22 protein-coding genes are annotated in these 22,665 nt (G+C 38.3%); all 22 read right to left on the reverse strand.

From position 1 onward, the window contains the following. Positions 1–135 precede the first annotated feature (135 nt). The 22 genes from KFZ58_RS14050 to KFZ58_RS14155 all read right to left on the reverse strand — a co-directional run bounded on the left by KFZ58_RS14050 (position 136) and on the right by KFZ58_RS14155 (position 22,660). Positions 136–924: an enoyl-CoA hydratase/isomerase family protein gene (locus KFZ58_RS14050; RefSeq protein WP_235791922.1), complete on the reverse strand. Its 789-nt coding sequence runs from the start codon at positions 922–924 to the stop codon at positions 136–138. Between the two features lie 26 nt (positions 925–950). Beyond that, the gene (locus KFZ58_RS14055; RefSeq protein WP_235791923.1) at positions 951–1,364 is read right to left on the reverse strand and encodes an acyl-CoA thioesterase; all 414 of its coding nucleotides are present in this window, start codon (positions 1,362–1,364) and stop codon (positions 951–953) included. A 30-nt stretch (positions 1,365–1,394) separates the two neighbouring features. Then, positions 1,395–2,564: a thiolase family protein gene (locus KFZ58_RS14060; RefSeq protein WP_235791924.1), complete on the reverse strand. Its 1,170-nt coding sequence runs from the start codon at positions 2,562–2,564 to the stop codon at positions 1,395–1,397. 52 nt (positions 2,565–2,616) lie between these two features. Then, positions 2,617–3,021 carry a MaoC/PaaZ C-terminal domain-containing protein gene (locus KFZ58_RS14065; RefSeq protein ID WP_235791925.1) on the reverse strand — a complete coding sequence of 135 codons (405 nt, stop codon included), beginning with the start codon at positions 3,019–3,021 and terminating at the stop codon, positions 2,617–2,619. Continuing rightward, positions 3,018–3,467, reverse strand: coding sequence for a MaoC family dehydratase N-terminal domain-containing protein (locus tag KFZ58_RS14070; RefSeq protein WP_235791926.1), 450 nt, complete (start codon positions 3,465–3,467; stop codon positions 3,018–3,020). Before KFZ58_RS14070 ends, KFZ58_RS14065 begins: the two co-directional genes overlap by 4 nt. A 30-nt stretch (positions 3,468–3,497) precedes the next feature. Continuing rightward, positions 3,498–4,262, reverse strand: coding sequence for an SDR family oxidoreductase (locus tag KFZ58_RS14075; RefSeq protein WP_235791927.1), 765 nt, complete (start codon positions 4,260–4,262; stop codon positions 3,498–3,500). A 33-nt stretch (positions 4,263–4,295) separates the two neighbouring features. Continuing rightward, positions 4,296–5,471, reverse strand: coding sequence for an acyl-CoA dehydrogenase family protein (locus KFZ58_RS14080; protein ID WP_235791928.1), 1,176 nt, complete (start codon positions 5,469–5,471; stop codon positions 4,296–4,298). A 151-nt stretch (positions 5,472–5,622) separates the two neighbouring features. After that, positions 5,623–5,877, reverse strand: coding sequence for a hypothetical protein (locus KFZ58_RS14085; RefSeq protein WP_235791929.1), 255 nt, complete (start codon positions 5,875–5,877; stop codon positions 5,623–5,625). Between the two features lie 114 nt (positions 5,878–5,991). After that, positions 5,992–7,494: a sodium:solute symporter family protein gene (locus KFZ58_RS14090; protein WP_235791930.1), complete on the reverse strand. Its 1,503-nt coding sequence runs from the start codon at positions 7,492–7,494 to the stop codon at positions 5,992–5,994. 49 nt (positions 7,495–7,543) lie between these two features. Continuing rightward, positions 7,544–7,765, reverse strand: a complete 222-nt coding sequence (locus tag KFZ58_RS14095) for a hypothetical protein (RefSeq protein ID WP_235791931.1) — start codon at positions 7,763–7,765, stop codon at positions 7,544–7,546. 46 nt (positions 7,766–7,811) lie between these two features. Beyond that, entirely contained in the window at positions 7,812–8,249 is a 438-nt protein-coding gene (locus KFZ58_RS14100; RefSeq protein WP_235791932.1) for a hypothetical protein, read from the reverse strand. A 56-nt stretch (positions 8,250–8,305) separates the two neighbouring features. Further along, a complete protein-coding gene (locus KFZ58_RS14105; RefSeq protein ID WP_235791933.1) occupies positions 8,306–9,049 on the reverse strand; it encodes an SDR family NAD(P)-dependent oxidoreductase in 744 nt (247 codons plus the stop codon). Positions 9,050–9,097: 48 nt separating this feature from the next. Beyond that, positions 9,098–11,077, reverse strand: coding sequence for an acetoacetate--CoA ligase (locus KFZ58_RS14110; RefSeq protein ID WP_235791934.1), 1,980 nt, complete (start codon positions 11,075–11,077; stop codon positions 9,098–9,100). 78 nt (positions 11,078–11,155) lie between these two features. Continuing rightward, positions 11,156–12,445 (reverse strand): GntP family permease, encoded by a 1,290-nt coding sequence (locus KFZ58_RS14115; protein WP_235791935.1) that lies wholly within the window; start codon positions 12,443–12,445, stop codon positions 11,156–11,158. 169 nt (positions 12,446–12,614) lie between these two features. Further along, the gene (locus KFZ58_RS14120) at positions 12,615–13,595 is read right to left on the reverse strand and encodes an NADPH:quinone oxidoreductase family protein (RefSeq protein WP_235791936.1); all 981 of its coding nucleotides are present in this window, start codon (positions 13,593–13,595) and stop codon (positions 12,615–12,617) included. Positions 13,596–13,721: 126 nt separating this feature from the next. Then, on the reverse strand, positions 13,722–15,260 hold the full coding sequence (locus KFZ58_RS14125) for an acyl-CoA carboxylase subunit beta (protein WP_235791937.1): 1,539 nt from the start codon (positions 15,258–15,260) through the stop codon (positions 13,722–13,724). 41 nt (positions 15,261–15,301) lie between these two features. Then, on the reverse strand, positions 15,302–16,957 hold the full coding sequence (locus tag KFZ58_RS14130) for an AMP-binding protein (RefSeq protein ID WP_235791938.1): 1,656 nt from the start codon (positions 16,955–16,957) through the stop codon (positions 15,302–15,304). A gap of 62 nt (positions 16,958–17,019) precedes the next feature. Then, a complete protein-coding gene (locus tag KFZ58_RS14135) occupies positions 17,020–17,232 on the reverse strand; it encodes an acetyl-CoA carboxylase biotin carboxyl carrier protein subunit (RefSeq protein WP_235791939.1) in 213 nt (70 codons plus the stop codon). 19 nt (positions 17,233–17,251) lie between these two features. Then, positions 17,252–18,976: an AMP-binding protein gene (locus KFZ58_RS14140; protein WP_235791940.1), complete on the reverse strand. Its 1,725-nt coding sequence runs from the start codon at positions 18,974–18,976 to the stop codon at positions 17,252–17,254. Between the two features lie 46 nt (positions 18,977–19,022). Then, entirely contained in the window at positions 19,023–20,576 is a 1,554-nt protein-coding gene (locus KFZ58_RS14145) for an acyl-CoA carboxylase subunit beta (protein WP_235791941.1), read from the reverse strand. 43 nt (positions 20,577–20,619) lie between these two features. After that, complete coding sequence (locus tag KFZ58_RS14150) at positions 20,620–21,399, reverse strand: enoyl-CoA hydratase/isomerase family protein (protein WP_235791942.1); 780 nt, start codon at positions 21,397–21,399, stop codon at positions 20,620–20,622. An 88-nt stretch (positions 21,400–21,487) separates the two neighbouring features. Then, a complete protein-coding gene (locus tag KFZ58_RS14155; RefSeq protein WP_235791943.1) occupies positions 21,488–22,660 on the reverse strand; it encodes a dihydrolipoamide acetyltransferase family protein in 1,173 nt (390 codons plus the stop codon). Positions 22,661–22,665: the final 5 nt, after the last annotated feature.

A 22,665-nucleotide genomic window follows, 5' to 3' on the forward strand; every position in this document is an offset into this window, starting at 1 on the left:
CTTTTGCACCCTTTGGCTTTACCAAGCTGAACACCCTACCAAATACTTTACGTTATTTTACATAATCAGTCGTTAACTCGTATATCCAAATAACTACAAAAGTTATTGTAGTCATTTGGATATTATTCCTTTCATTTAATCTTTTTTAAAATTAGGTTTCCGTTTTTCAAAAAAGGCCTGAACACCTTCTTGATGATCATCTGTATTAATAACTGTGGCCTGTGTAATACGTTCCTGTTCAAGAATTTCATCTAAACTTGAGACTAGTGATTGGTCAGCAATTTTCTTAATGAATCCATATGCTACGGATGGTCCAGAAGCTATTTTAGCAGCAAAAGCACTAACCTTTTCTTGAAATTCATCCAATGGAAAAACGTGATTAACAATGCCTAATCTATGCGCTTCATCGACTTTTATTGGCTCCGCGCTAAATAACAGCTCTTTTGCACGATATGGCCCGATTAGTCTTGGAAGGAAAAACAATCCACCTCCATCGGAAATCAAGCCTACTTGAGAGAAACTTAACACAAACTTACTGTCCTCTGCTGCTAAAATCATGTCACAGGCTAAAGCTAGATTGAACCCTGCGCCTGCAGCATATCCATGTACAGCAGCAATAATTGGCTTTTCCAAATCCCGCATTGAACGAATCAATTCATTCAATTCGCCAAGATGTTCATAAACCTCTATAGGTTCTTTTTTCCCCATCGTTTTCAAATCACCACCGGCGCTGAACGTACGACCAGCACCAGAGAGGATAACAACACGAATCTCTTCTTCCAGCTTTGCTTGATTTATTGCCTGTTTTAAACCTGTAATCATTTCTGGACTAAAAGCATTTAAACTATCCGGTCGATTCAACGTGAGATGCATGATCCCCTCATTTATATCGACCAGTAAATTTTCTGTAGCTACATTTTTCATATTATTTCTCTCCTTTACACATTCAGTTATCCTACTAGAATAGGCTCTAATAAACTCCTAATTGAGTCAGGAATTGCTTCCGTTTTTTGCTTGGCATAATTAAAGTAAACAAGTGTTGCAGTAGCATGTGCTACCACTGCTTCAGTATCAGTTGTGGTAATTACATGATCTACTGTGAAACTTTTGGTTCCTATATTCGACACATTCGTTGATACGTTTAACATATTCGTAGCAAATGCTTGCTCGAGATAATCACATTTTGTTGATGCCAAAATAAAATTAAATACAGAATTAGAATCCCCTTCACCAATACCAAGTTTATAAAAAAACTTGGTTCGAGCCTCTTCAAGATATAAGAAATAACTTGTATTGTTAACGTGCCCCGCTGCATCTGTTTCAGAAAAACGAACATAGACCTCTATTTCACGCGAATTTGTCATAGGTTCCTCCTTACATCTGATGTTAGACAGCTATCCTTTTTCTATAATTGTTGCAATGCCTTGACCACCGCCAATACAAGCGGTGATAAGTGCGTATTTCCCACCTGTACGTTCTAATTCATATAGTGCTTTTGTTACAAGAATTGAACCTGTAGCACCTAATGGGTGACCATGTGCAATTGCCCCACCGTTAACATTTACCTTATCAAAATCCAAGTTAAGTTCCCGATCACAAGCAAGTACTTGTGCAGCAAATGCTTCATTAATTTCGATAATATCCATGTCGTTTGTAGTAAGACCAGATTTCTCCATCACTTTTTTGACTGCCGGAACAGGTCCAATGCCCATTATATTTGGATCGACTCCTGCAACAGCTGATGCTCTAATAGTAGCTAAGGGTGCATGAGCTAATGCTTCTGCTTTCTCTCTAGACATCACTACTACAGCAGAAGCAGCATCATTTAATCCAGAGCTCGAACCCGCTGTGACACTACCCTCCTTAAGAAAAGCAGGAGGTAATTTTGACAGCCCTCCCATTGTTGTTTGTGGACGAGGGTGCTCATCTTTTGAAAACGTAATTGGCTCTCCTTTTCGAACAGGGATATTTATCGGTACGATTTGCTCATCAAAACGACCTTCTTCCATTGCATTTGCCATTCTCTGCTGACTTCTTAGAGCAAATTCATCCTGCTCTTCTCTACTAATTTCATATTTCTCTGCTAAATTTTCTGCAGTAATACCCATTGGCGGATCACCAATTTCCTTTGGTGATAGCTTCGAACTCTTGAATTTTGGAGGTGCAGCACTATATGCCTTTTCAGGACGTTCCATTAGATACGGTGCACGGCTCATGCTTTCCGTTCCACCAGCAATATAGACATCACCATCTCCAGCTTTAATTGCCTGTGCAGCTAAATTAATCGCATTTACCCCTGAACCACACTGTCGATCAACGGTGAGACCGGGTAAATGAAGTGATAATCCTGTTTGCAATGCTGTTAATCTAGCAATATTTCCTCCCCCACTCAGTACATTTCCAAAGATCACATCATCAATTGTTTCTGGTTCGACTTTTGCTCGTTTAACGGCCTCTTTAATAACTTCTGCCCCGAAGACATGTGCAGGGACAGATGCCATTGCACCTCCCTGTCTTGCAATCGGTGTTCGAACTGCTGATACAATAACAGCTTCTCTTGTCATATATAATCCTCCTATTTATCTATTAGTTAAGCAGCTTTTGGAGACTCACTGCTTAGTTATACTTATTCAACGTTACCCTGCCTTTAATGACCTCTTCACCATTTTGATTAACAGCCGCTACTTTAAAGTATAGATACTTCTCACTGGATTCTTGCAATACTGCTTTAAGGGTAATAACATCGTCCAGGAAAACCATACCTGCAAATCGTATTTGATATTCCTGAATAAACGCTTCCTCCAAATAAGGAGTAAATAGTTTGGATAAGTTGCCCATCGTCCACATTCCATGGGCAATGATACCCGGAAGCCCTGCTTTCTTTGCTTCATCATCAATCGTATGGATCGGGTTAAAGTCTCCTGAAGCACCTGCGTATTTAATTAAATCAATTCTAGATACAGGTTCTAAGGTTATTTCTTCCAGGGCTTCACTTGTTTTTAATTCAACTAGGCTATTCATCGAACCAATTCCTTTCTTACTGTTTCTGATATGATGATAGTTTGTGATTCTGTAAAGATGATCTTACCCTCGGGTTCTTCGCCATATCTTTTTAAAATAACAAACCCAAGTAACCCGTTACCTCCCTTTTTTTCATAGTAATCTACCAGTTCTGTATAACAATAAACTTCTTCTCCTACGAATAGAGGCCTCACATAATGATAGACTTGTTCCCCGTGAATAAGACCAACATTAGGTAGATACAACCCATCAATATCACCATAATCAAAGACACGAGGAAATGTTGGTGGTGCAATGTTTTGGCCGTATCTGGATTGCTTGCCATATTCTTCATTTATAAATATTGGGTGTGAATCGCCAATAGATTCTGCAAACTTTTTTATTAATCCTCTTTCGACTATGTTCTTAACTTTATTAGACTTACTTCCTATCTGATCTTTATACATTTATTAGCTCCCCTTTCTTTTTTTATGGATTTAATCCTTTGGTCCACCAGCAACGTAGATCACTTGGCCATTAACAAATGATGATTTTTCATCTGCAAAAAAAGCAACTGCATTCGCAATATCCACTGGTTTACCACTTCTGCCAACTGGGATGGTCTCAACACTTGCCTTCACTAAATCCTCAAATGGTACACCAATGCGTTCTGCTGTTTCCTTTGTCATTTCTGTTTCTATAAATCCAGGCGCAACTGCATTTGTTGTAATACCAAATTTACCAAGTTCAATGGCTAGCGTTTTGGTTAGACCTTGCAGCCCAGCTTTTGCTGTTGCATAATTAGATTGACCTCGATTACCGAGAGCTGAAGTCGATGACGTATTAATAATTCGACCATATTTATTCTTCACCATGTATTTCTGAGCAGCTCGGACGGCGTTAAATGTTCCTTTTAAATGAACATCCATCACCTGATTCCAATCACTATCTGTCATTTTAAACAATAAATTGTCTCGAATAACTCCAGCATTATTCACAAGAATGTCCAGTGATCCAAAATCATTCACAACCTCTTTCATCGCTGTCTCCATCTCATCTGATTCCACAACATTTACTACCTTTGAAAATATATCATAGCCTTGATCCGTTAATTCACTTGCTGTCTTAACAAGCGCTTCTTCATTAATATCGACAATTGCTACTTTAGCACCTTCTTCAGCTAAAGTTTGAGCTACTCCTTTTCCAATCCCCCGACTTCCACCTGTAATAAATGCTACTCTTCCTTCAAATCTACCTGACATATTTGATTCCCTCCTGGTTCTATATTGTTTAGTTTAGATATACTGGCCTATTTTTACATTTCCTTTTAATAAATTTCTGGAAATGATTAATCGCTGAATTTCATCTGTACCATCGTAAATTCTCCATAACCTTGCTTCACGGTACCAGCGCTCAATTGGCAATTCTTTTGTATACCCCATACCACCATGAATCTGCAGAACCCGATCTATTACTCTATTTCCCATGTTAGATCCATACAGTTTAGCCATGGATGCTAAATGACGATTGTCTTCCCCTTCATCAAGGGTAAATGTTGCATTTAGTACGAGCCATTTAGCTGCTTCTACTTCCACTGCAGAGTCGGCAATTTGCCACTGAATTGCCTGTCTTTCAGAAATTGGCTTTCCAAATGTTTCACGTTCCTTCGAGTAATCAATCGCCATTTGGAGTAAACGTTCCGAAGCACCAACTGCCGTCGCTCCTACAACCCATCTAGCAAATCCAATCCATTCCAGTCCAAGTTGATATCCTCCATGAATTTCTCCCAATATATTTTCTTCTGGTACTCTTACATTATCAAAAACCAAACTAGCTGGACCCCATTCTCCCATTGTGTGAATGTATTCTGATTTCCAACCCATACTGCGATCCACAATAAAGCAGGTTACGCCATCACTACCGGTTTTCTGATGGGTTTCTTTATCTGTAATGGCAATCACCATAACGAAGTCGGCCTCATTACCACCTGTTATGAATGTCTTCTCTCCATTTAAAACCCACTCATCTCCATCCTTAACTGCTGTCATTTGTATATTTCTTGTATCAGAACCAGCACCAGGCTCTGTCATAGCAAAACAAGATTTTTTATCACCATTAATGGTTGGAATCAAATACTTTTCCTTCTGTGCAGCATTACCATAATAAAGTATGTTATCTGCTGAACCACCGAAGTCAAAAGGCACAAATGTCTTAGAAACTTCCATTAATACAATTGCTAACATTAACTGTCCCAGATCAGCGCCGCCGTATTCACTCGGTGTGTTGATACCCCAGAATCCTGCTTCTTTTGCTTTCAACTGAAGTTCTTCCATTTTTTCTGCTGAAAGACTTGGTCTCCCTTCGCGTTCGTTTCTCAACACCTCATTCTCAAGTGGAATTAATTCCTTTTCTACAAATTTTCGGATCGTCTTTTGGACCATTTTCTGTTCATCATTTAATCGTAAATGCATTTTATTCACTCCTGTGTTTTATTTTTATACTAACTAGTAGGTATGTTTATTAAAAGAGAGGAAAACTCATGAATTAATATCACACTCTCCATCCTATTCAAAGACAACATGAGTTTTTCCTTTAGCTACATATTATTCTGTAGTTAAGTTTCTATTCATCAAGCGGCATAGTAATAACTTCTCCATCTTCTACAGCACCAGCCTCAAACTCCCATTGAATACTTCCTTCATCGTCAATTTCGTGAAGAGGAAGTACCGATTTCTCTTCTGGAATACTTTCGATACCTTCATTCAAAGCATCCATAATTGCTTTCCTATCATCCACTGTTCCAGCAACTTTCACCCCTTCCACTAATGCATGCACGCTTTGATACGTAAGAGACGATTCAGATGTTATCTGGATCATTATCCAATACGTTAGCTGTGATGGCAATGTAGTCCGTATCCTGACTATAATCTATATGGTTTGCATGTTTTATATCGCCTTTTTCTATTTAAATGAATTAACAGTTTTTAAATATTAATTAACATTTTTAATATCATCATCTCTGTAGGGTACAACCTCATCAACATGATAGTTCTCCATCTTTAAGAGTGTTTGCTGCGATGGTCTTTCAGTGAAAAGCGAAACAACAATCATAGACACTAAAGAAATTGGAAGAGCAACTAATATCTCTGAGTTATATGGCATCTCAAAAATTAGAAAGGCTACTAAGAAACTAATACCTCCAGTAAGTAGGCCGGTAATAGCACCAGGTGTATTCGCCTTTTTCCACCAAATCCCAAGTACCATTGGGCCGAAAAAAGAAGCTACCATAAGCCCAACTGCCCCAGTGTATAGAACAACTAAGTACTCTGGAGGGTTTAAAGTCATTAACATGATTACTATTCCTATCACCCAAGTTGCAATCATGGATACTTTTAATGTTTCACGCTGAGTTGCCTTTGGGTTTATTACACCTTGGTACAGATCATATGCTACTGCACTGCTAACCGCCAATAATAAAGAATCAGTAGATGACATCACCGCAGCCATCAGTCCTGCAGCAAATATCCCCATTAATAGGGGTGTGAAGAAGTTTTCAGCTACAAGTAATAACCACATGTCTGAGGCATTATTCTGTAGTACTGATTCTCCAAGGGTACCAATAAATGGAACCGATAAAAGTACCAATCCCAACATTAAAATCCCATAAATTAACATACTCGTATTTAGTGATAACTTCGCGGATCTCCCATCTGTTGATGTGAAGATTCTCATAACTAGATGCGGTGTTACACAAACAGCCGTTGCCCATGTCAGAAATGCTCCTAAATAGGCCGTAATTGGTACTGTTGCTCCGACCTCACCCAAATTTGGATTTAATCTAGTAGATTCCACCAAAAAGTCCGTCCATTGATATGGTAAATTAAAAATCAGGACGACACATAGGATAAGTGTAATCACTATCATTAATAACCCTTGCAGTACATTTGTCCAGGTAACAGCTAACATTCCTCCCATTGACACGTACAAAATAAAAACAAATGCAATAACAACTAATCCCCATTCATACGATAATCCCGTTACATATGAAGTAATCAGACCTCCAGCTTTCATTTGTGACATTAAATACATCCCTGAACCTATAATAATCACAACCGGTATAGAGATTTTAAAGAATTTACCTCCATCGTAACGGTCATTCAGAAACTCAGAGACTGTTACTTTTCTGGAATTTCGCAACGGTTTAGCCACCAATATACTAGCGACTGCAAATCCTACAATAGAACCCACAGTCATCCACATCAAAAATGGAAATCCTAATCCCCAGACAGTACCAGGTCCTGCCATGAATGAACCACCACTGCCCAAAGCTGATAATAATGCCAATGAATTCGCACCAGGCCCAACTTTTCTACCTGCTACATAAAATTCATCTAATTCTGATTTGGATGAAGTTATACGTTTTTGTGCCCAGAAACCTAACAATATGCAAAATAAGATATACAAAATGATAATTGTAATTTCAGTTGTTTTCATATCTCGCTCCCTCCTTAAGTTAGTTTATCCATATTATTACTTTAGGTTTCTAGTTATCCTTCCTTCTCGATTTTTCAGCAAGGGTCAATATAATTCCAGTTATAGGTGCGAGCAAGAAGAGTAAGCCTGCTCCCCATGCTAATAAGGAGATGTTTAAAATTTTTATATCATAACTCCAAGGGAGAAATATAGCAACAACATATCCTATTAGCCCTATAAGAAATAGGCCATCTCGTAGAGGGATACGAAACCAGTTTTTACTATTCGGCATGTTAAAACCTCCATAATACCTTTATTATCACTTAATTATTAAGTCTTCAAACTGATAGAAAACGTTTCCATTTACTTTTTGTAATAAGTTGCAAGAGTATTGCAAACCGAAACCGAGGGTATCTTGTGATTTTCCAAGGTTCTTGAGAATGGTAAACAAATCCTTTCAATACTTGAGCCAATTCACCTTTAGAGTGATTAGAATACGTTATTGATAATAGAGTAATACCATTAAAGTTTTTTAAAGTCCCTAAAACATTCGAAAAAAACCTGGTCAACGGATCAGCAGAAACATAAATAAGAGAAATAACACAATCATTATTTATTTTAATTAATACTTGCTCATTTTTAGAATCATACATATATATGGGTGATCCTTTTGTGATAGTATATTCAAGTTTTTGATCACGAAAGACTGTTTTAAATATTTGAAGAGCGTTATCTTGTGAAATATTCGTATATGCTTCCCATTTTTTCTTTTTCATTTCATCTCATCCCCTTGATGCTTTGCCTATCAAGATTCCTCTTATTTTTTTATTCCTTAAATATTAATCGTTCCACCATCAACTACAAGTGTTTCGCCGGTTATAAATGAAGCTTCATCCGAGGCGAGAAACAAAACTGCATTAGCTATTTCAACTGGTTTTCCAATTCTCTTTAATGCATTAGCAGTAGATAATACCGGCCATTTTTCTGTTTTTTTCCACTCTCCTACCATATTTGTGTCAATAATTCCCGGGGCAATGGCATTCACACGAATATTTTTCCTTCCAAATTCTGTTGCTGCTGTCTTAGAAAGAGCTATGACACTACTTTTCGAAGCCGAGTAAGCAGAAACAAGTTTTTGCCCCTTGATTCCAGCGATACTTGCAGTATTAATGATAGAGCTTCCCGCCTCCATCTGTGGAATAGCAAATTTCATACCTAGGAACACACCGTTAAGATTTACATCTATTACTTTTTGCCATTCCTCCAATGAAACATCTGGCATTTTCTTTTCAGTACTATCAACACCTGCGTTATTGAATAAGATATCAAGACGACTAAAGGCATCAATTGTTCCTTGTATCAATTTATTAACATCTTCAGGCTCACTCATATCAGTGCAGATAAACTCGGCTTCACCTCCTTTTTCTCTGATTAAGTTTAAAGTTTGCATACCTGCTTCTTCCCTAACATCTGATATCATAATGCGGGCTCCTTCTTCTATAAATCGCAAAGCTGTAGCTCTGCCTATATCTCCCCCTCCACCCGTTATAATGGCTACTTTATTTTTTAATCGCATAGACTCATCCTTTCTAAATTAACTTTCACTTTACTGGATTTCACTTTATTAATTCATAAATCCACCTGATTCTGCCAATTTGACAAAATAATCAATAGAACCAGGGTTACTCATTGCATCAATACTTGCAGCTTTCTCTACTGGAGTACCAAGCAAAATTTTACGAATAGGAATTTCCATTTTCTTTCCAGTTAAGGTCTTTGGAATATCTTCGATAACAAAGATATCATCCGGAACATGACGAGGGGATACCTCATCTCTAATTTTTATATTAACTGACTTTTTTATCTCTTCCGATAATGTAATGCCTTCTCGTAATACTATAAACAGTGGCATATAAGGTTTGTGATTATATCCACTTAAATCTACAACAAGACTATCAAGTACTTCCGGGACTTTCTCAATTGCATTGTAAATTTCGCTAGATCCACTGCGAACTCCCATTCTGTTTATAGTTGCGTCAGATCTTCCATAAATAACTGCACTTCCGCGATTTGTAATCTTCAGGAGATCACCGTGCTTCCATACACCTGGAAACATATCAAAGTAGCTTTCTTTATATTTTTTACCATCAAGATCATTCCAAAAGAAAAGCGGCATAGAAGGAAAAGGTTTTGTAATAACCATTTCACCTACTTCATCATAAACAGGCTGACCGTTTTCATCATAAGAATAAACGGAAACACCAAGACAGCCTTGAGGGATTTCACCTGCGTGTACAGGGAGTATAGTACTACCACCAACAATTCCGGCACATATGTCGGTTCCGCCACTACTTGGCGCAACTCGTACATTCTCTTTCACATTTTCATAAACCCAGTGAAACCCTTCCGGGGAAAGTGGTGCTCCTGTATAATGAAAAGTATCAAGATTAGGTAAATCAAATGTATTCTTAGGCTTTATCCCCTCTTTCATACAACTTAATATATAACTTGGACTGGTTCCAAATGAGGTCATATCACTTTTTTCAGCAAGACGCCATAAAACCCCTAAATCTGGATATGTTGGACTCCCGTCATATAACACGATTGATGAACCGGTGAGCATAGATCCGACGACCACGTTCCACAACATCCACCCTGTTGTTGTATGCCAAAAAAATCGATCTTTTGATGTGAGGTCTCCTTGAATTCCTTGTAATGATAAATGTGAGAGTAAAATCCCCCCGTGCCCCTGTACGATTGGCTTTGGCAACCCTGTTGTTCCTGAAGAATATAAGATCCAAAGCGGATGATCAAATGGAACTTCTTCAAAAGATAGTTCTTCATCCGACCCTAAAGTATCCTTCCAATAAGATACATTCTTAAGCCCACTTATATCAGGATTTTGGTTTAGATACGGTATCACCACAACCTTTTCAATACTTGCCAAATTATCTTCTAATTCAGAAACCGTTTCCATTTTATTAAAAGACTTTCCATTATATCGATATCCATCCACTGTGAATAAGATTTTGGGCTCAATTTGTTTAAAACGACTTAGGGTGCTTCCTACTCCGAATTCTGGCGCACAGCTCGACCAAATTGCTCCTATACTCGCAGTTGCCAGAAAGGCAATCACGGTTTCCGATATGTTTGGCATATACGCTACAACACGATCTCCTTTTTCCACACCCTCTTGCCTTAAATATGCTGCAACAGATGCAGTTTTATCTATAAGTTCATCCCAACTCATTTCAGAAAAAGGTCGAATCTCAGATTGAGCATAAATCGCGGCCTTTCCTTTCTTTGCGTTCCGTAAAATGTGTTCTGCATAATTAAGGGTTGCACCAGGAAACCACTGTGCCCCCGGCATAGTATCTTCCTTAAGTACTGTTTCATAAGTTGTGTAAGATTTAACATTATAATAGTCCCAAATACTTTCCCAAAAATCTTCAATATTGGTTACCGACCATTTCCAAAGTTCATCATAATTATTGATAGAAATACCATTTCTTGAATTAAGCCATCTCATATATTTGGTTATTACAGATTCTTCCTTGATTTTTTCTGTCGGCTCCCAAAGTAGAGTGCCTTCCTTAACAGTCATGTCACCAATCTCCTATCTTGTAATGTTATATTAATATGTTTTCAACAGCCTACGTAAACCTCAACATTTCATTTTCCATTAATAAATTAAAAGCGCAGTTATAATCGCGAATGTTAAGGCAACAATCGGGGCAACAACACATATCCAGAATACTGGTTTGTACCCCTCTTTATGTGTCAATCCAGCAACGGTTAAACCAGTTACAACCGCGCCATTATGTGGAAGAGAATCTAGGCCTCCTGAACTTATCGCGGCGATCCTATGCAATGCTTCAGGATCAACAGCAGTAGCGTAATGGCTTCCTAAAGTATCCAATGCAATTCCCAATCCACCCGATGCCGAACCAGTAATTCCAACAATAATATTGGTTGCAATTGCAAATGAAATCAATGGATGGCCTGGTATATCCAGGATTGCATTCTGTAGCATCTCGAATCCAACTGTAGCTGAGACCACACTTCCGAATCCCACAACTGCACTAGTGTTTAATATCGGGGCAGCAACATTCATTGCGCCTGTATTAAATGTCTTCATCGGTTGGTTCAAATATTTTCGAAAGAGTATTCCTGCAACAACAATTGCTGAAGCTAATGAAATTTCTATGCTAATCTGTACAACATTCATTAGGACCAATAAAAGAATGGACGGAATTACACTAAGAATGAAAGAGGGATAAAGATCCTTCCCTTCTGTCTTAAAGGTATCATCTCCTTTCGTTTCTTCATAACCTAATTTTTTAGCTGTATATTTTTTATCCTCTCTATTTAACCACCAAAGACCAAAAGGAATAACAACAGCTGTGGCAACAAGCCCCACTATTGGAGCCGCTGTTGCAGTAGTATCTAAATAAGGAATTGGAATCAAATTCTGAATTTGTGGTGTTCCTGGAAGCATCGTCATCGTAAAAGTTCCAGAACCCAGAAAAGCTGAACCTATAAACATTGGCCATGGAATGTCCATTTCTTTGAAAATCGGTCTAGCAATTGGCATAACGACAAACACAACAACAAATAGACTTACACCACCATATGTTAAAGCACCTGTAATAGTCATTATAGCAATCATTACGGCCAAGCGACTTTTTTTACCCGTTAGCTTTAGAATTCCTTTAGCGATACTAGTTGCTGCTCCACTATCTTCCATTACTTTTCCGAAGAGCGCACTAAAAAGGAATATTAAGAAGTAATTACCAGCAAATTCCATAAACCCAGTCATATAATTACTAGCTAATGCCTCATTTATATTAATCCCACTAGTTATAGCTACTAAAACAGCAAGTGCAATGGATATAATTAAAAGACTGTACCCCTTTAGTGCTAAGTATATAAGCAATGCAAGTGCAATTATAGTTCCGACTATACTCAACATCTATATACCATCCCTCCTACATGTTCATCACTTTATTAAATAAGTCTCAGAGATTCTTAGTTAATAAGAATAATCACCCTTCAATTCCACCTGTTTATTTTGAAATCCTTTCGATTAAGTTAAATATATAAATTTGTTTGCTGAGTCTATATTTTTCTTTACTGTTAATTTACGGTTTAGCTATCAATTTACCATATGTTTTACGATCTCCTAAAACTTCCAAAGCACTAGGCACATCCTTAAAATCATACTCTTGGTAAACTAAAGGAAGAATAGCTTTCTCTTCATAAAGCCGCATTAAATCATGATGAATTTCCCTTACCTCTTCTGGTTTTTTCTTAGCGAACAGACCCCAATGAACGCCTACGATCGAGTAATTTTTAATTAATGCGTGATTGACGGGAGCGTCTGGAATACGTCCACCTGCAAAACCAATAACCAATATGCGACCATCAAAAGCAATACATTTACGAGATCGATCAAATACATCTGCACCTACTGGATCATAAATGACATCTGCGCCACGTCCTCCCGTTTCCTTCTTCACAATATCCACGAAATCCTGAGATTTGTAGTCTATCGCAATGTCAGCTCCAAGATCCTTACATATCTGTACTTTTTCCGGTCCTCCAGCTGTTGCAATCACTTTTGCTCCTTTTGCTTTTCCTAGCTGAATAGCTGCTGAACCAACTCCACCTGCTCCTGCATGAACTAATAAAACTTCTCCCTTCTGTAGATTACTTCTGTAATATAATGCATAATAAGAGGTTTGATAGGTTATAAACATCCCTGCCGCTTCACTCGCAGACATTGAATCCGAAATAACATAGACAGAATGCTCTGGGACAGATACCCATTCTGATAACCCTCCTTCAGGAAGTCCAGGTGTTGCAATCACTCGTTGCCCTTCTTTTAACTGAGACCCCTCACCTGTTTCTCGAATAATCCCGCAAACTTCTGACCCTGGTGTAAAAGGAATAGAAGGTTTTTCCTGATATTTCCCTTGACAAAGTAATATATCAAAGAAATTAAGTGAAGAAGCTTCAACCTCGATTAAAACATTACCCGCTTCTATAGAAGGACGCGGTGTTTCTTGTAACTCCAATACATCCCTTGGATCCCCCAATTCTGTAACTTTCCAGCTTCGCATATAAATTCCTCCTTTTATGTGGTGTTGATTAAATAATACTATATACCTGTCTTTTATACTGAACGTATGGTATGTTAATTGAACTATTATTCCCATTAATCTATTTATTATAGGAATCTTTCCTTACTAAAAACCCGTCGGCCAGTTTGCAAGATTTCGTTCACTTTTAGATCCCTTATTTGCACATGCGTATTCCAACGTTTGAGAGAGAAACTTTCGTGTATCTCTTGGATCAATAACATCGTCAATTAAGTGTTTTCCAGCAGCCTTATACGGTGAACTATCAAAACTCCATGATTTCAATAACTCTTCCCGTTCCTCCTCAGGCTTTTCTGATTTCTGCAGTTCACTTCCATATACCACATTGATTCCAACTTCAGGACCTGTAAAATTTATCTCAGCTGTTGGCCATGCAACAACAAAATCAGCCCCCATAGTTGGCCCGCACATGTTACCGTAAGCTGCTCCAATACTCTTGCGAATGACAACCGAAATTTTTGGAACAGTAGATTGGGCAAGTGCTTGATTCCACACCATTATTTTAGTCGGCATTTTTAATTTTTCCGCATCACTTGATACCCGAAAACCTGGAATGTCGTGTAAAAAGACTAATGGAATATTATAAGAATCACACAACACAATAAAATCTGTTGCCTTCTCACATTCCTTTGCACCTGCAGCACCGGCAAATTTCAGCGGCTGATTTGCAATAATCCCAACTACTCTTCCATTAATTCTTGCTAAGACGGTGATAATTGCTGTACCATAGGTTGATTTTAATTCAAAATAATCTCCTTCATCAACGACTGATTTAATTACTTTTTTCATATCATAAGCACGTTTTCTTCTCGTCGGAACAAGATCAACCATTTCATCAAGTCGGCGATATGGATCATCTTTCGTTTCTTTATAAGGTGGCTCTTCTCCTCCATTAAGTGGCATGTAGCTTAAGAATTGTTTTAATTCTTCTATGGAAGTATCCTCATCCTCAGTAAAGCGCTCCACTTGTCCTGTGAAGTTTGCATGAACCTCCCAACCACCTAGTTCTTCGTTTGAAATTTTCTCACCTGTAGCTACTTCAAGCATTCGAGGACCTGCCACTGCCATAGTTGTTCCTTTCATTAGTGTGACAAAGTCAGAAGAAGCCGCTGTCCAAGTTGGCCCTCCAAAACTGTCTCCCAAAATTGCTGTAATCATAGGAACCTGCCGATGATGCATTAAGAGTTCGTTAGGAAAAAGCACCTGACTTATTCCGTCTGAACCCATTCCATCAGGCATCCGCAACCCTCCACCTTCCATTAAATTAAGCAAAGGAAAGCCACGCTTTACCGCAAAATTGTGAGCAGCTTGTGTTTTACGGAAATATACCATACCTTCAGTCCCAGCAAATACTGTTTTATCTGCTGCTTGTATAACAACTGGACGGCCGTTTACTTTAGCTAATCCAGTAATGACGCCGTCTCCTAGACTTTTCTCTTCACTGCCTACTTGATCAGAATGGGCAAGCATACCCAATTCTAAAAAGGTATCAGTATCAACAAGTTTTTCAATTCTCTCTCTGGCGGTGTAATATCCCAAATCATGTTGTCGTTCAATTTTTTTCTTTCCACCACCAAATTTTGCCTTTTCTTTTCGCTCTAATAATTCTTCTATTTCTTTTTTCATTATTTATCCCCTAACATTTACTACGTAGAAATTATTGTAATTTAATCTTCTTTTAATAGTCTTCTAAGCACTTTGCCGGAGCTCGTTGCTGGTAAACTATCGAGAAATTCCACCTCTCGCGGATATTTATAAGCTGCCATTTTCTCTTTAGACCATGCTATGATTTCCTTCTCAGTGACTTTCCCTATATATTCAGGCTTTAACACAATAAAAGCCTTTACGCTTTCTCCTCTTTTTTTATCTGGGACTCCGACCGTAGCTATTTGTAATATCGCTTCATGGTCGCTCATTAAAGACTCAACATCTTCAGGAAATACACTGTAACCTGATGATTTAATCATTTCCTTGACACGTCCGTTAAAGTATAAATATCCATCTTCATCCAATGTGCCAATATCTCCTGTGAACACCCATCCATTCCTTAGCGTTGCTTCTGTTGCTTCAGGACGATTAAGATATCCTTTAAATACACCTGGATTTTTCACTGCTATTTCTCCTTGGTTACCGGGCGGCAAATCCTCCCCACTTTCCATGTCTACAATTCGTAGTTGGGTATCATATGTTGCGATTCCACACGTGCCAAATTTTATTTGATCGATTGGCATCATGGTGTCGCATGTATGCGTCTCACTGAGTCCATAAGCTGCTTCAAAGATTAAACAGCCATCCGTTAACTTCTTCCATTCCTCTGATAACCTTTCATCAACTGTCATTCCAAAGCTTGTGGCAAAATTGATATCTAGTGATGTTAAGTCTCTATTTTCTACTCCAGGATGATTTAGGATAGCGGCATTCATCGGAGCAACCGTATATAATTTATTCACCTTGTAATTTTCAATTGCACTGATCGCAGTCTCTGTGTCAAAACGTGTCAGTAATGTACATGGAGATGCGCTATATACAGGGATATTCACACCCATAACCATACCAGCGATATGACAAAGTGGTGCAACCGCCAACGTTTTATCATTTTGATCTACCTGATAGCCATTGACAGTGGCAGCTGTCTTAAACAATGCATTTCCAAAAGTAAGCATAGCTGCTTTCGGCCGTCCAGTTGTTCCAGATGTGAAGACCATTAATCCAACATCTTCCCAGACATCAATTGGTTCAGTTTCAGTAATAGGATCTGTTTCTCGAACGACCTTCCTAAGGTCAAACGTACCATCAATTTCCTGTTTTTCAATAGTAAGCTCATCTGGTAACGGAAGTTCTGACTCTCTGGAAATAAAATCTGTATAATTTGTAGTTATTGAAAATTGTAGCGATGGCGCCTTATCTTTAATATTTTCAACATGACTAAACAATTCCTGCCCCGCAATAACAGACTTAATCTCAGCTTCATTTATGAAGTACTCCAACTCAGTTGCTTTATACATTGGATTTAATGGTACAACCGTTGCACCAATCATTTGTATGGCATAATGACTAATTAAATATTGTGGACAGTTCTGCATAAACAAGGCAATTCTATCCCCTTTGTTTATACCTTGGTTCTTAAGAAACTGTGCAAAACGCTTTGTATGATCATTTAATTGACTCCACGTAATGTTATTCCCATAAAATATATATGCCGATTGATCTGGATAATCCCTTGCATTTTGAATTAAATATTCATGTAAGGGCTTTTCTCCCAATCGGTAATTTAATTTCTCCGGGATATCTTTTGGCCAACTTTTCTTTAAAACAGAATTCAATATATAGTCCTCCCTATATGTTTTATAAAATAAATTAATCGATTTGATCTATTAATATATATTTAATCAATTGTTAGAAGAACATCGCCCTCGTTTACAAAATCACCTTCATTTATGATTACCTCATTTATCACCCCACTTGATCCAGCCTCAATTGGTATTTCCATTTTCATAGATTCTAAGATAACAACATCTTGAGCATCCTCTACCTTATCGCCTTCAGAAACCAATACTTTCCAAACGTTACCCGCCATATTTGCTATAATATTATTCATCTTGCTCCTCCTTTCATAATCAGAAATTACTATTTTCTAATTCTAATTGAAATATTGACTTTAATTTGTACTTTTCAACTTTGTTAGTTGGCGTTCTTGGTAAATCATCAATAAAACGAATATATTTTGGCCACATAAATTTAGGTACTGTAATTTTTATCCACTCATTTAATTCCTCAATACTTACTGTTTTTGTCTTCGAAACAGCATAAACGACAATATCATCTTCGTCTCCCTCTTTTGCTTCGACTGGAAATGCTGCACAAACACTAATATCTTCATGTTGATTAATCATATCTTCGACCTGGTATGATGATATATTTTCACCTTTATGGCGAATTACATCTTTCATTCGATCAACAAAATAATAAGTTCCATTCTCATCTTTATAACCGATATCGCCGGTGTGAAACCATAAATTTTGATAGGCATCAACTGTAGCTTCAGGTTTATTAAAGTATTCCTTAAGAATTAATTGTGGATATCGTGGTCGTAACGCAAGTTGACCCGTTTCTCCAGTTTCAACTTCTTCATCATACTCATTTAAAATTGCTGATTGAAAAAATGGCGCTGTATATCCCATATAACCCTTTGGTAAATCCTGTGTTCCATTTTGGAAAGGGATATTCATTATATCCGCAATACGTGCTGTTTCTTCCTTGGTGTTTCCTTTATACAATGTAGAAGGTGTACCTTCCGCGTTTAACTCATCAATAATTCCTACAAATCCATTTCCAGATTCTGTTTGGCCGTACCCTGCAGAGATAAAATTAATTCCAAACCTCTTCGCTACTTCATGATGGTATTTGGGAAGAGGTTGCATGTGTACGCGATTTAATGTGTTTTCCTGATCATCCTTTTTAGGTTCCGCATCCATCAACCAGGGGATCATAACATCCAGTAAAATTGCATTTGATGCTCCGCTAATTTCTATTCTTTTCCAAAAATCTGTTGGACTGAACTTATCCCAGAGTGATATGGTACAGCCTAAAAATGCAGCTCTTCCAACAAGGGCAAATGCTCCTCCCACATGGTACATGGGTAAGTCATTATAAATAACATCCTCCTGTTTATTAAAAACTCTAAACATATACGTATAACCATGTATCCAGCGATAGGATTGTACAACTCCTTTGGCAGGACCGGTCGTTCCAGAGGTGTAAATGATGTTTGCGGTATCATAATAATTGACATCAATTTCTGGATTACTTGTATTTCCTTCTAATAATAAAGCAAAAGAGACTGTCGAAAATTTACTGTCGATCTCAACGTCTGCCAATTGAGCCTGGTAATCATGATCTTCTGCTCTCGGATCGTGAACAATAGCGAATAAAGGAAATATCTCTGCTTTTATCTCATTGATCAATGGAATCATTTGTCTTTCTGTTATAAGTAATTTTGGTTCTGTATCATTTATCTGATAAGATAATAACTTTCCTTTATAATTAAAATTTATTGGGCAATAAACACCACCAGCTTTCCAAATACCAAACATTGCAATAGTGGTTACAAGCGGGTTCTTTAAAAATAGTGAAACACGATCCCCTTTTTTAATCCCTTTATTACTTAGGCTGTTTGCAAAACTATTCGCTAGTTCATTGAAACGTTTAAATGTCAATGAACGATTCTCTTCACCATAATAAATGAAGGTTTTCTCTCCAATTTCTCTTGCCCATTTCTCCAGTTTTTTCGTAACTAATTCCTCATCCGTTCCTAAGCTCTCCTTAAATTTGTCTACCTTCATGATCATCTCTCCCATACTATTTAAGTGAGACCATTTTCCATTATCATTACGGACGCATTGTATGAGGGGAAGGCCCAATATGCTGCGGAAGAATTGCATATGAATCTTCAATCCATTCACATAAGCGTATTCGCGTATCCCTCGGATCAATGATTTCTTCCACACCAAATGCTTCAGCCGTTCGTAATGGAGAACGGACGCTTTCCATTTTTGCAGCTAACTCCTCAAGAAGTTTTTTCGGATTATCACTGGCTTCCAACTCGCGTTTATAAGCAACTTGGATACCTCCTTCAACTGGAAGGGAACCCCAATCACCTGATGGCCAAGCATACCTCATATGTAACCCCTGGCCATTAATCATTCCAGCTCCACCTACTCCAAAGGCTCTTCTGATAATAATCTCAATCATTGGTACATTCGCTTGATAAATGGATGAAATCGCTCGAACCCCCTTACGAATCGTCCCTTTTTTTTCAGCAGCTAACCCTATAGCAATTCCTGGCTGATCAACAAAGTTCACAATTGGTAGATGGAAGGTTTCGCATAGATCTACAAACCGTTCAATTTTTTCACAGCTTTCAACGGTTAAGCCGCCTCCACCTACATAAGGATCATTTGCCAGAAATCCAACTGGATGACCGTCTATCCTTGCAAATCCAGTCACGGTTCCACCTCCATAATACCTTCCCATTTCAAAAATAGAATCATTGTCGAGAATCAGTTCCAAAATAGGTCTGATTTTATATGGCTTTCGGCGATTCTTAGGTATTACGGAAATAAGCTCTTCTTCTTTTCTGTTGCGGTCATCTGTTGACTCAATCACAGGAGGTAATTCCCACACATTGCTTGGTAGATAAGAGAGAAATTTCCTAATATGATCAAACGCTTCTTTTTCCGTTTTTACGACATTATCAATCGCTCCACTTGACCTGTGAACCTGTGCCCCTCCAAGCTCTTCCTTCGTTAAATCCTGCCCTACTCCAAAATTGACAATCTGAGGACCAGCCACAAAAAGTTGGGAAATTTCTTCTACCATGACAGAGAAATGAGAAGCTGTAACACGAGCTGCACCTAATCCTGCAACTGAGCCTAAACAAGCAGCAACTACCGGAACCCTCCCCATATTCTTCACGACATAATCCCATGCTGGATTAACTGGAATATAAGTATGACCTTCCGTATCAAGGAACTTCACACTTCCACCACCACCCGTCCCATCTACAAGGCGTACCAACGGTAATTGCAGATCATGTGCCATCTGTTCAGAGTAGATCTGTTTTTCGATAATAGCTCCATCAGCGGCGCCTCCACGAACCGTGAAATCATCAGCACCTGTTACGGCTTTGCGACCATCAATTTTTCCGGTACCAAGAAGAAAATTGGTAGGACTAAATTTTTTTAATTCATCATTTTCATATACTGCTTTACCTGCAACAGCTCCCTTCTCTCTAAAGGTGTCATTATCGAATAGCTGTCTTATTCGCTCTCTTACATCCATCTTCCCTCTTGAATAATGCTTATTTAAGTTCTCTTCTCCACCCATTTCATGTGCCAATTCTTCTCTTTTTCGTAATTCATCTATTTCCGGTTTCCAACTCACAATCAACCCTCCACTATCAAACTAATTAAAAATTTAAAAAGTCTTATAGATTTTTAAAATGAGGTTTCCTTTTATCAATAAATGCTCCTACCCCTTCTTTAACATCTTCTGTTTGAAATACTTCTTCAAATAAATCAGCTTCTTTTTCTATTCCTTCTGTTAAACTCATTTCCAATCCCTCATCAACTGCTTTTTTAATTCTAGATAATGGTTGAATTGACTTACTTGCTATTTGTAGTGCAAGGTTCATCGCTTTTTCATATGCTTGCCCGTTTGGTACCACATGATTTACTAATCCTATTCTCTCAGCTTCATCTGAAGTAATTGGATCTCCTGTAAACATCATTTCTTTTGCTTTTGCTTCACCAATTAGCCTTGGCAACCTTTGTGTACCCGCTCCACCAGGGAAAAGTCCCAACTTAATTTCTGGAAAGCCAAGCTGTGTTTTCTCTTCGGCAACTCGAATATCGCAGGTTAATGCAAGTTCACAGCCACCCCCAAATGTAAGACTATCAAGCACAGCAATTGTTGGCTTCGGTAAATTATCTAAGTCATTTAACATACTATGCATGAACATTACATCATTACGCATATTTGGATTACCCATCATTTGTGGAAATTCCTTTATGTCCGCACCAGCCATAAATGCTTTATCACCAGTACTGGTTAATAGAACACATACAACTTCTTTATCATTTTTTATCTCCGCAGTAATCTCTTTGAGCTCTTTTTGTATCTGTTGATTTAGCACATTTAATGGTGGATTATCGATTGTAATCACGGCAATCCCATTCTCTTTTTTATAAGTTACAAGTTGTGACATATCATCTATCCCCTTTTCGAGTAGTCATACCAGCCTTTACCGGTTTTTCTCCAAGATTTCCTGATTTCACTTTTTCTTCTATTGATTACTACCCCTTAAAAGCGAATAGCTCCGGCCTCTCTAAATATTCTTTTAGCGCTCGCATAAATTGTCCACAATGGTCACCGTCAATGACCCGGTGATCGAATGTGATCGACAAGCCCATTACACAACCAATTCGGATTTCTTCATTTTTAACGACAGGCTTTTGTTTAATCGCGTGCACACCAAGAATAGCTACTTCAGGCGGGTTAATAATTGGTGTAGCATAGAACCCTCCTTCTTTACCTGTATTTGAGATCGTAAACGTACTTCCGGAGAGTTCATAAGGCTTTAGCTTTTTGCTCCTCGCACGTGCGGATAAGTCTTCAATTGCAAAAGCAATCTCTTCCACAGTCATTTTATCTGCATCTTTAACAACAGGTACTAACAAACCATCTTCTGTCGCAGTAGCAATCCCTATGTGAATATTCTCTTGGTAACGGAAAAGCATATTTTCGGCATCGACTTTGCCATTAAATCTCGGGTTTTGCTTAATTGCTAGTGCCACAGCTTTAACGATAAAAGGAAGATGCGTAAGTGACCCACTCTGAGTCTCACTTTTCAACGATAGCCTGAATTCACTTAAGCGACTGACATCAACTTCATCCATTCCTGAGCACTGGGGAATTTCAGACATTGAAAGCGTCATATTTTCAAAGATTTTCTTTCGCAAGCCTTTAATCGGTTCACTTTGAAGACCCTTTGGCGGTTCTGGATCTTTACTTTTTTCCTCTTCAACTGTCGTCGTAAACGATCGGATATCACTTGCAATAACCTTTCCACCTCGGCCCGTTGGAGTCACTTCATGTATTGGAACCCCTAACTCTCTTGCCAGCTTTCGAACTGAAGGTGCGGCTTTTACTCTCGGTTTTGATGCCGATGGTTGACTTACTTCTTTATTAACAATCGATTCCTTACTTTCCTCGTTTTCTTTATTTTCAATAGCGGTTTCAACAGAAATCAGTGTCTTCCCGACCTTAACACTTTCACCTTCCTCGCCGCCAAGTTGATGAACAACGCCACCATAAGGCGACGTGATTTCCACGACCGCTTTATCAGTTTGAATTTCTGCAATGGCATCGTTTTCGTTGATTGAATCTCCATTTCGGACAAACCAGTTTACGACTTCTGCTTCTTGAAGTCCTTCTCCAATATCAGGGAGTTTAAATTCCTTGATCATAAGAT

Origin of the sequence: Virgibacillus sp. NKC19-16 (genome assembly GCF_021560035.1) — a bacterium.
GTDB classification, from domain to species: Bacteria; Bacillota; Bacilli; order Bacillales; family Amphibacillaceae; genus Virgibacillus_L; species Virgibacillus_L salidurans.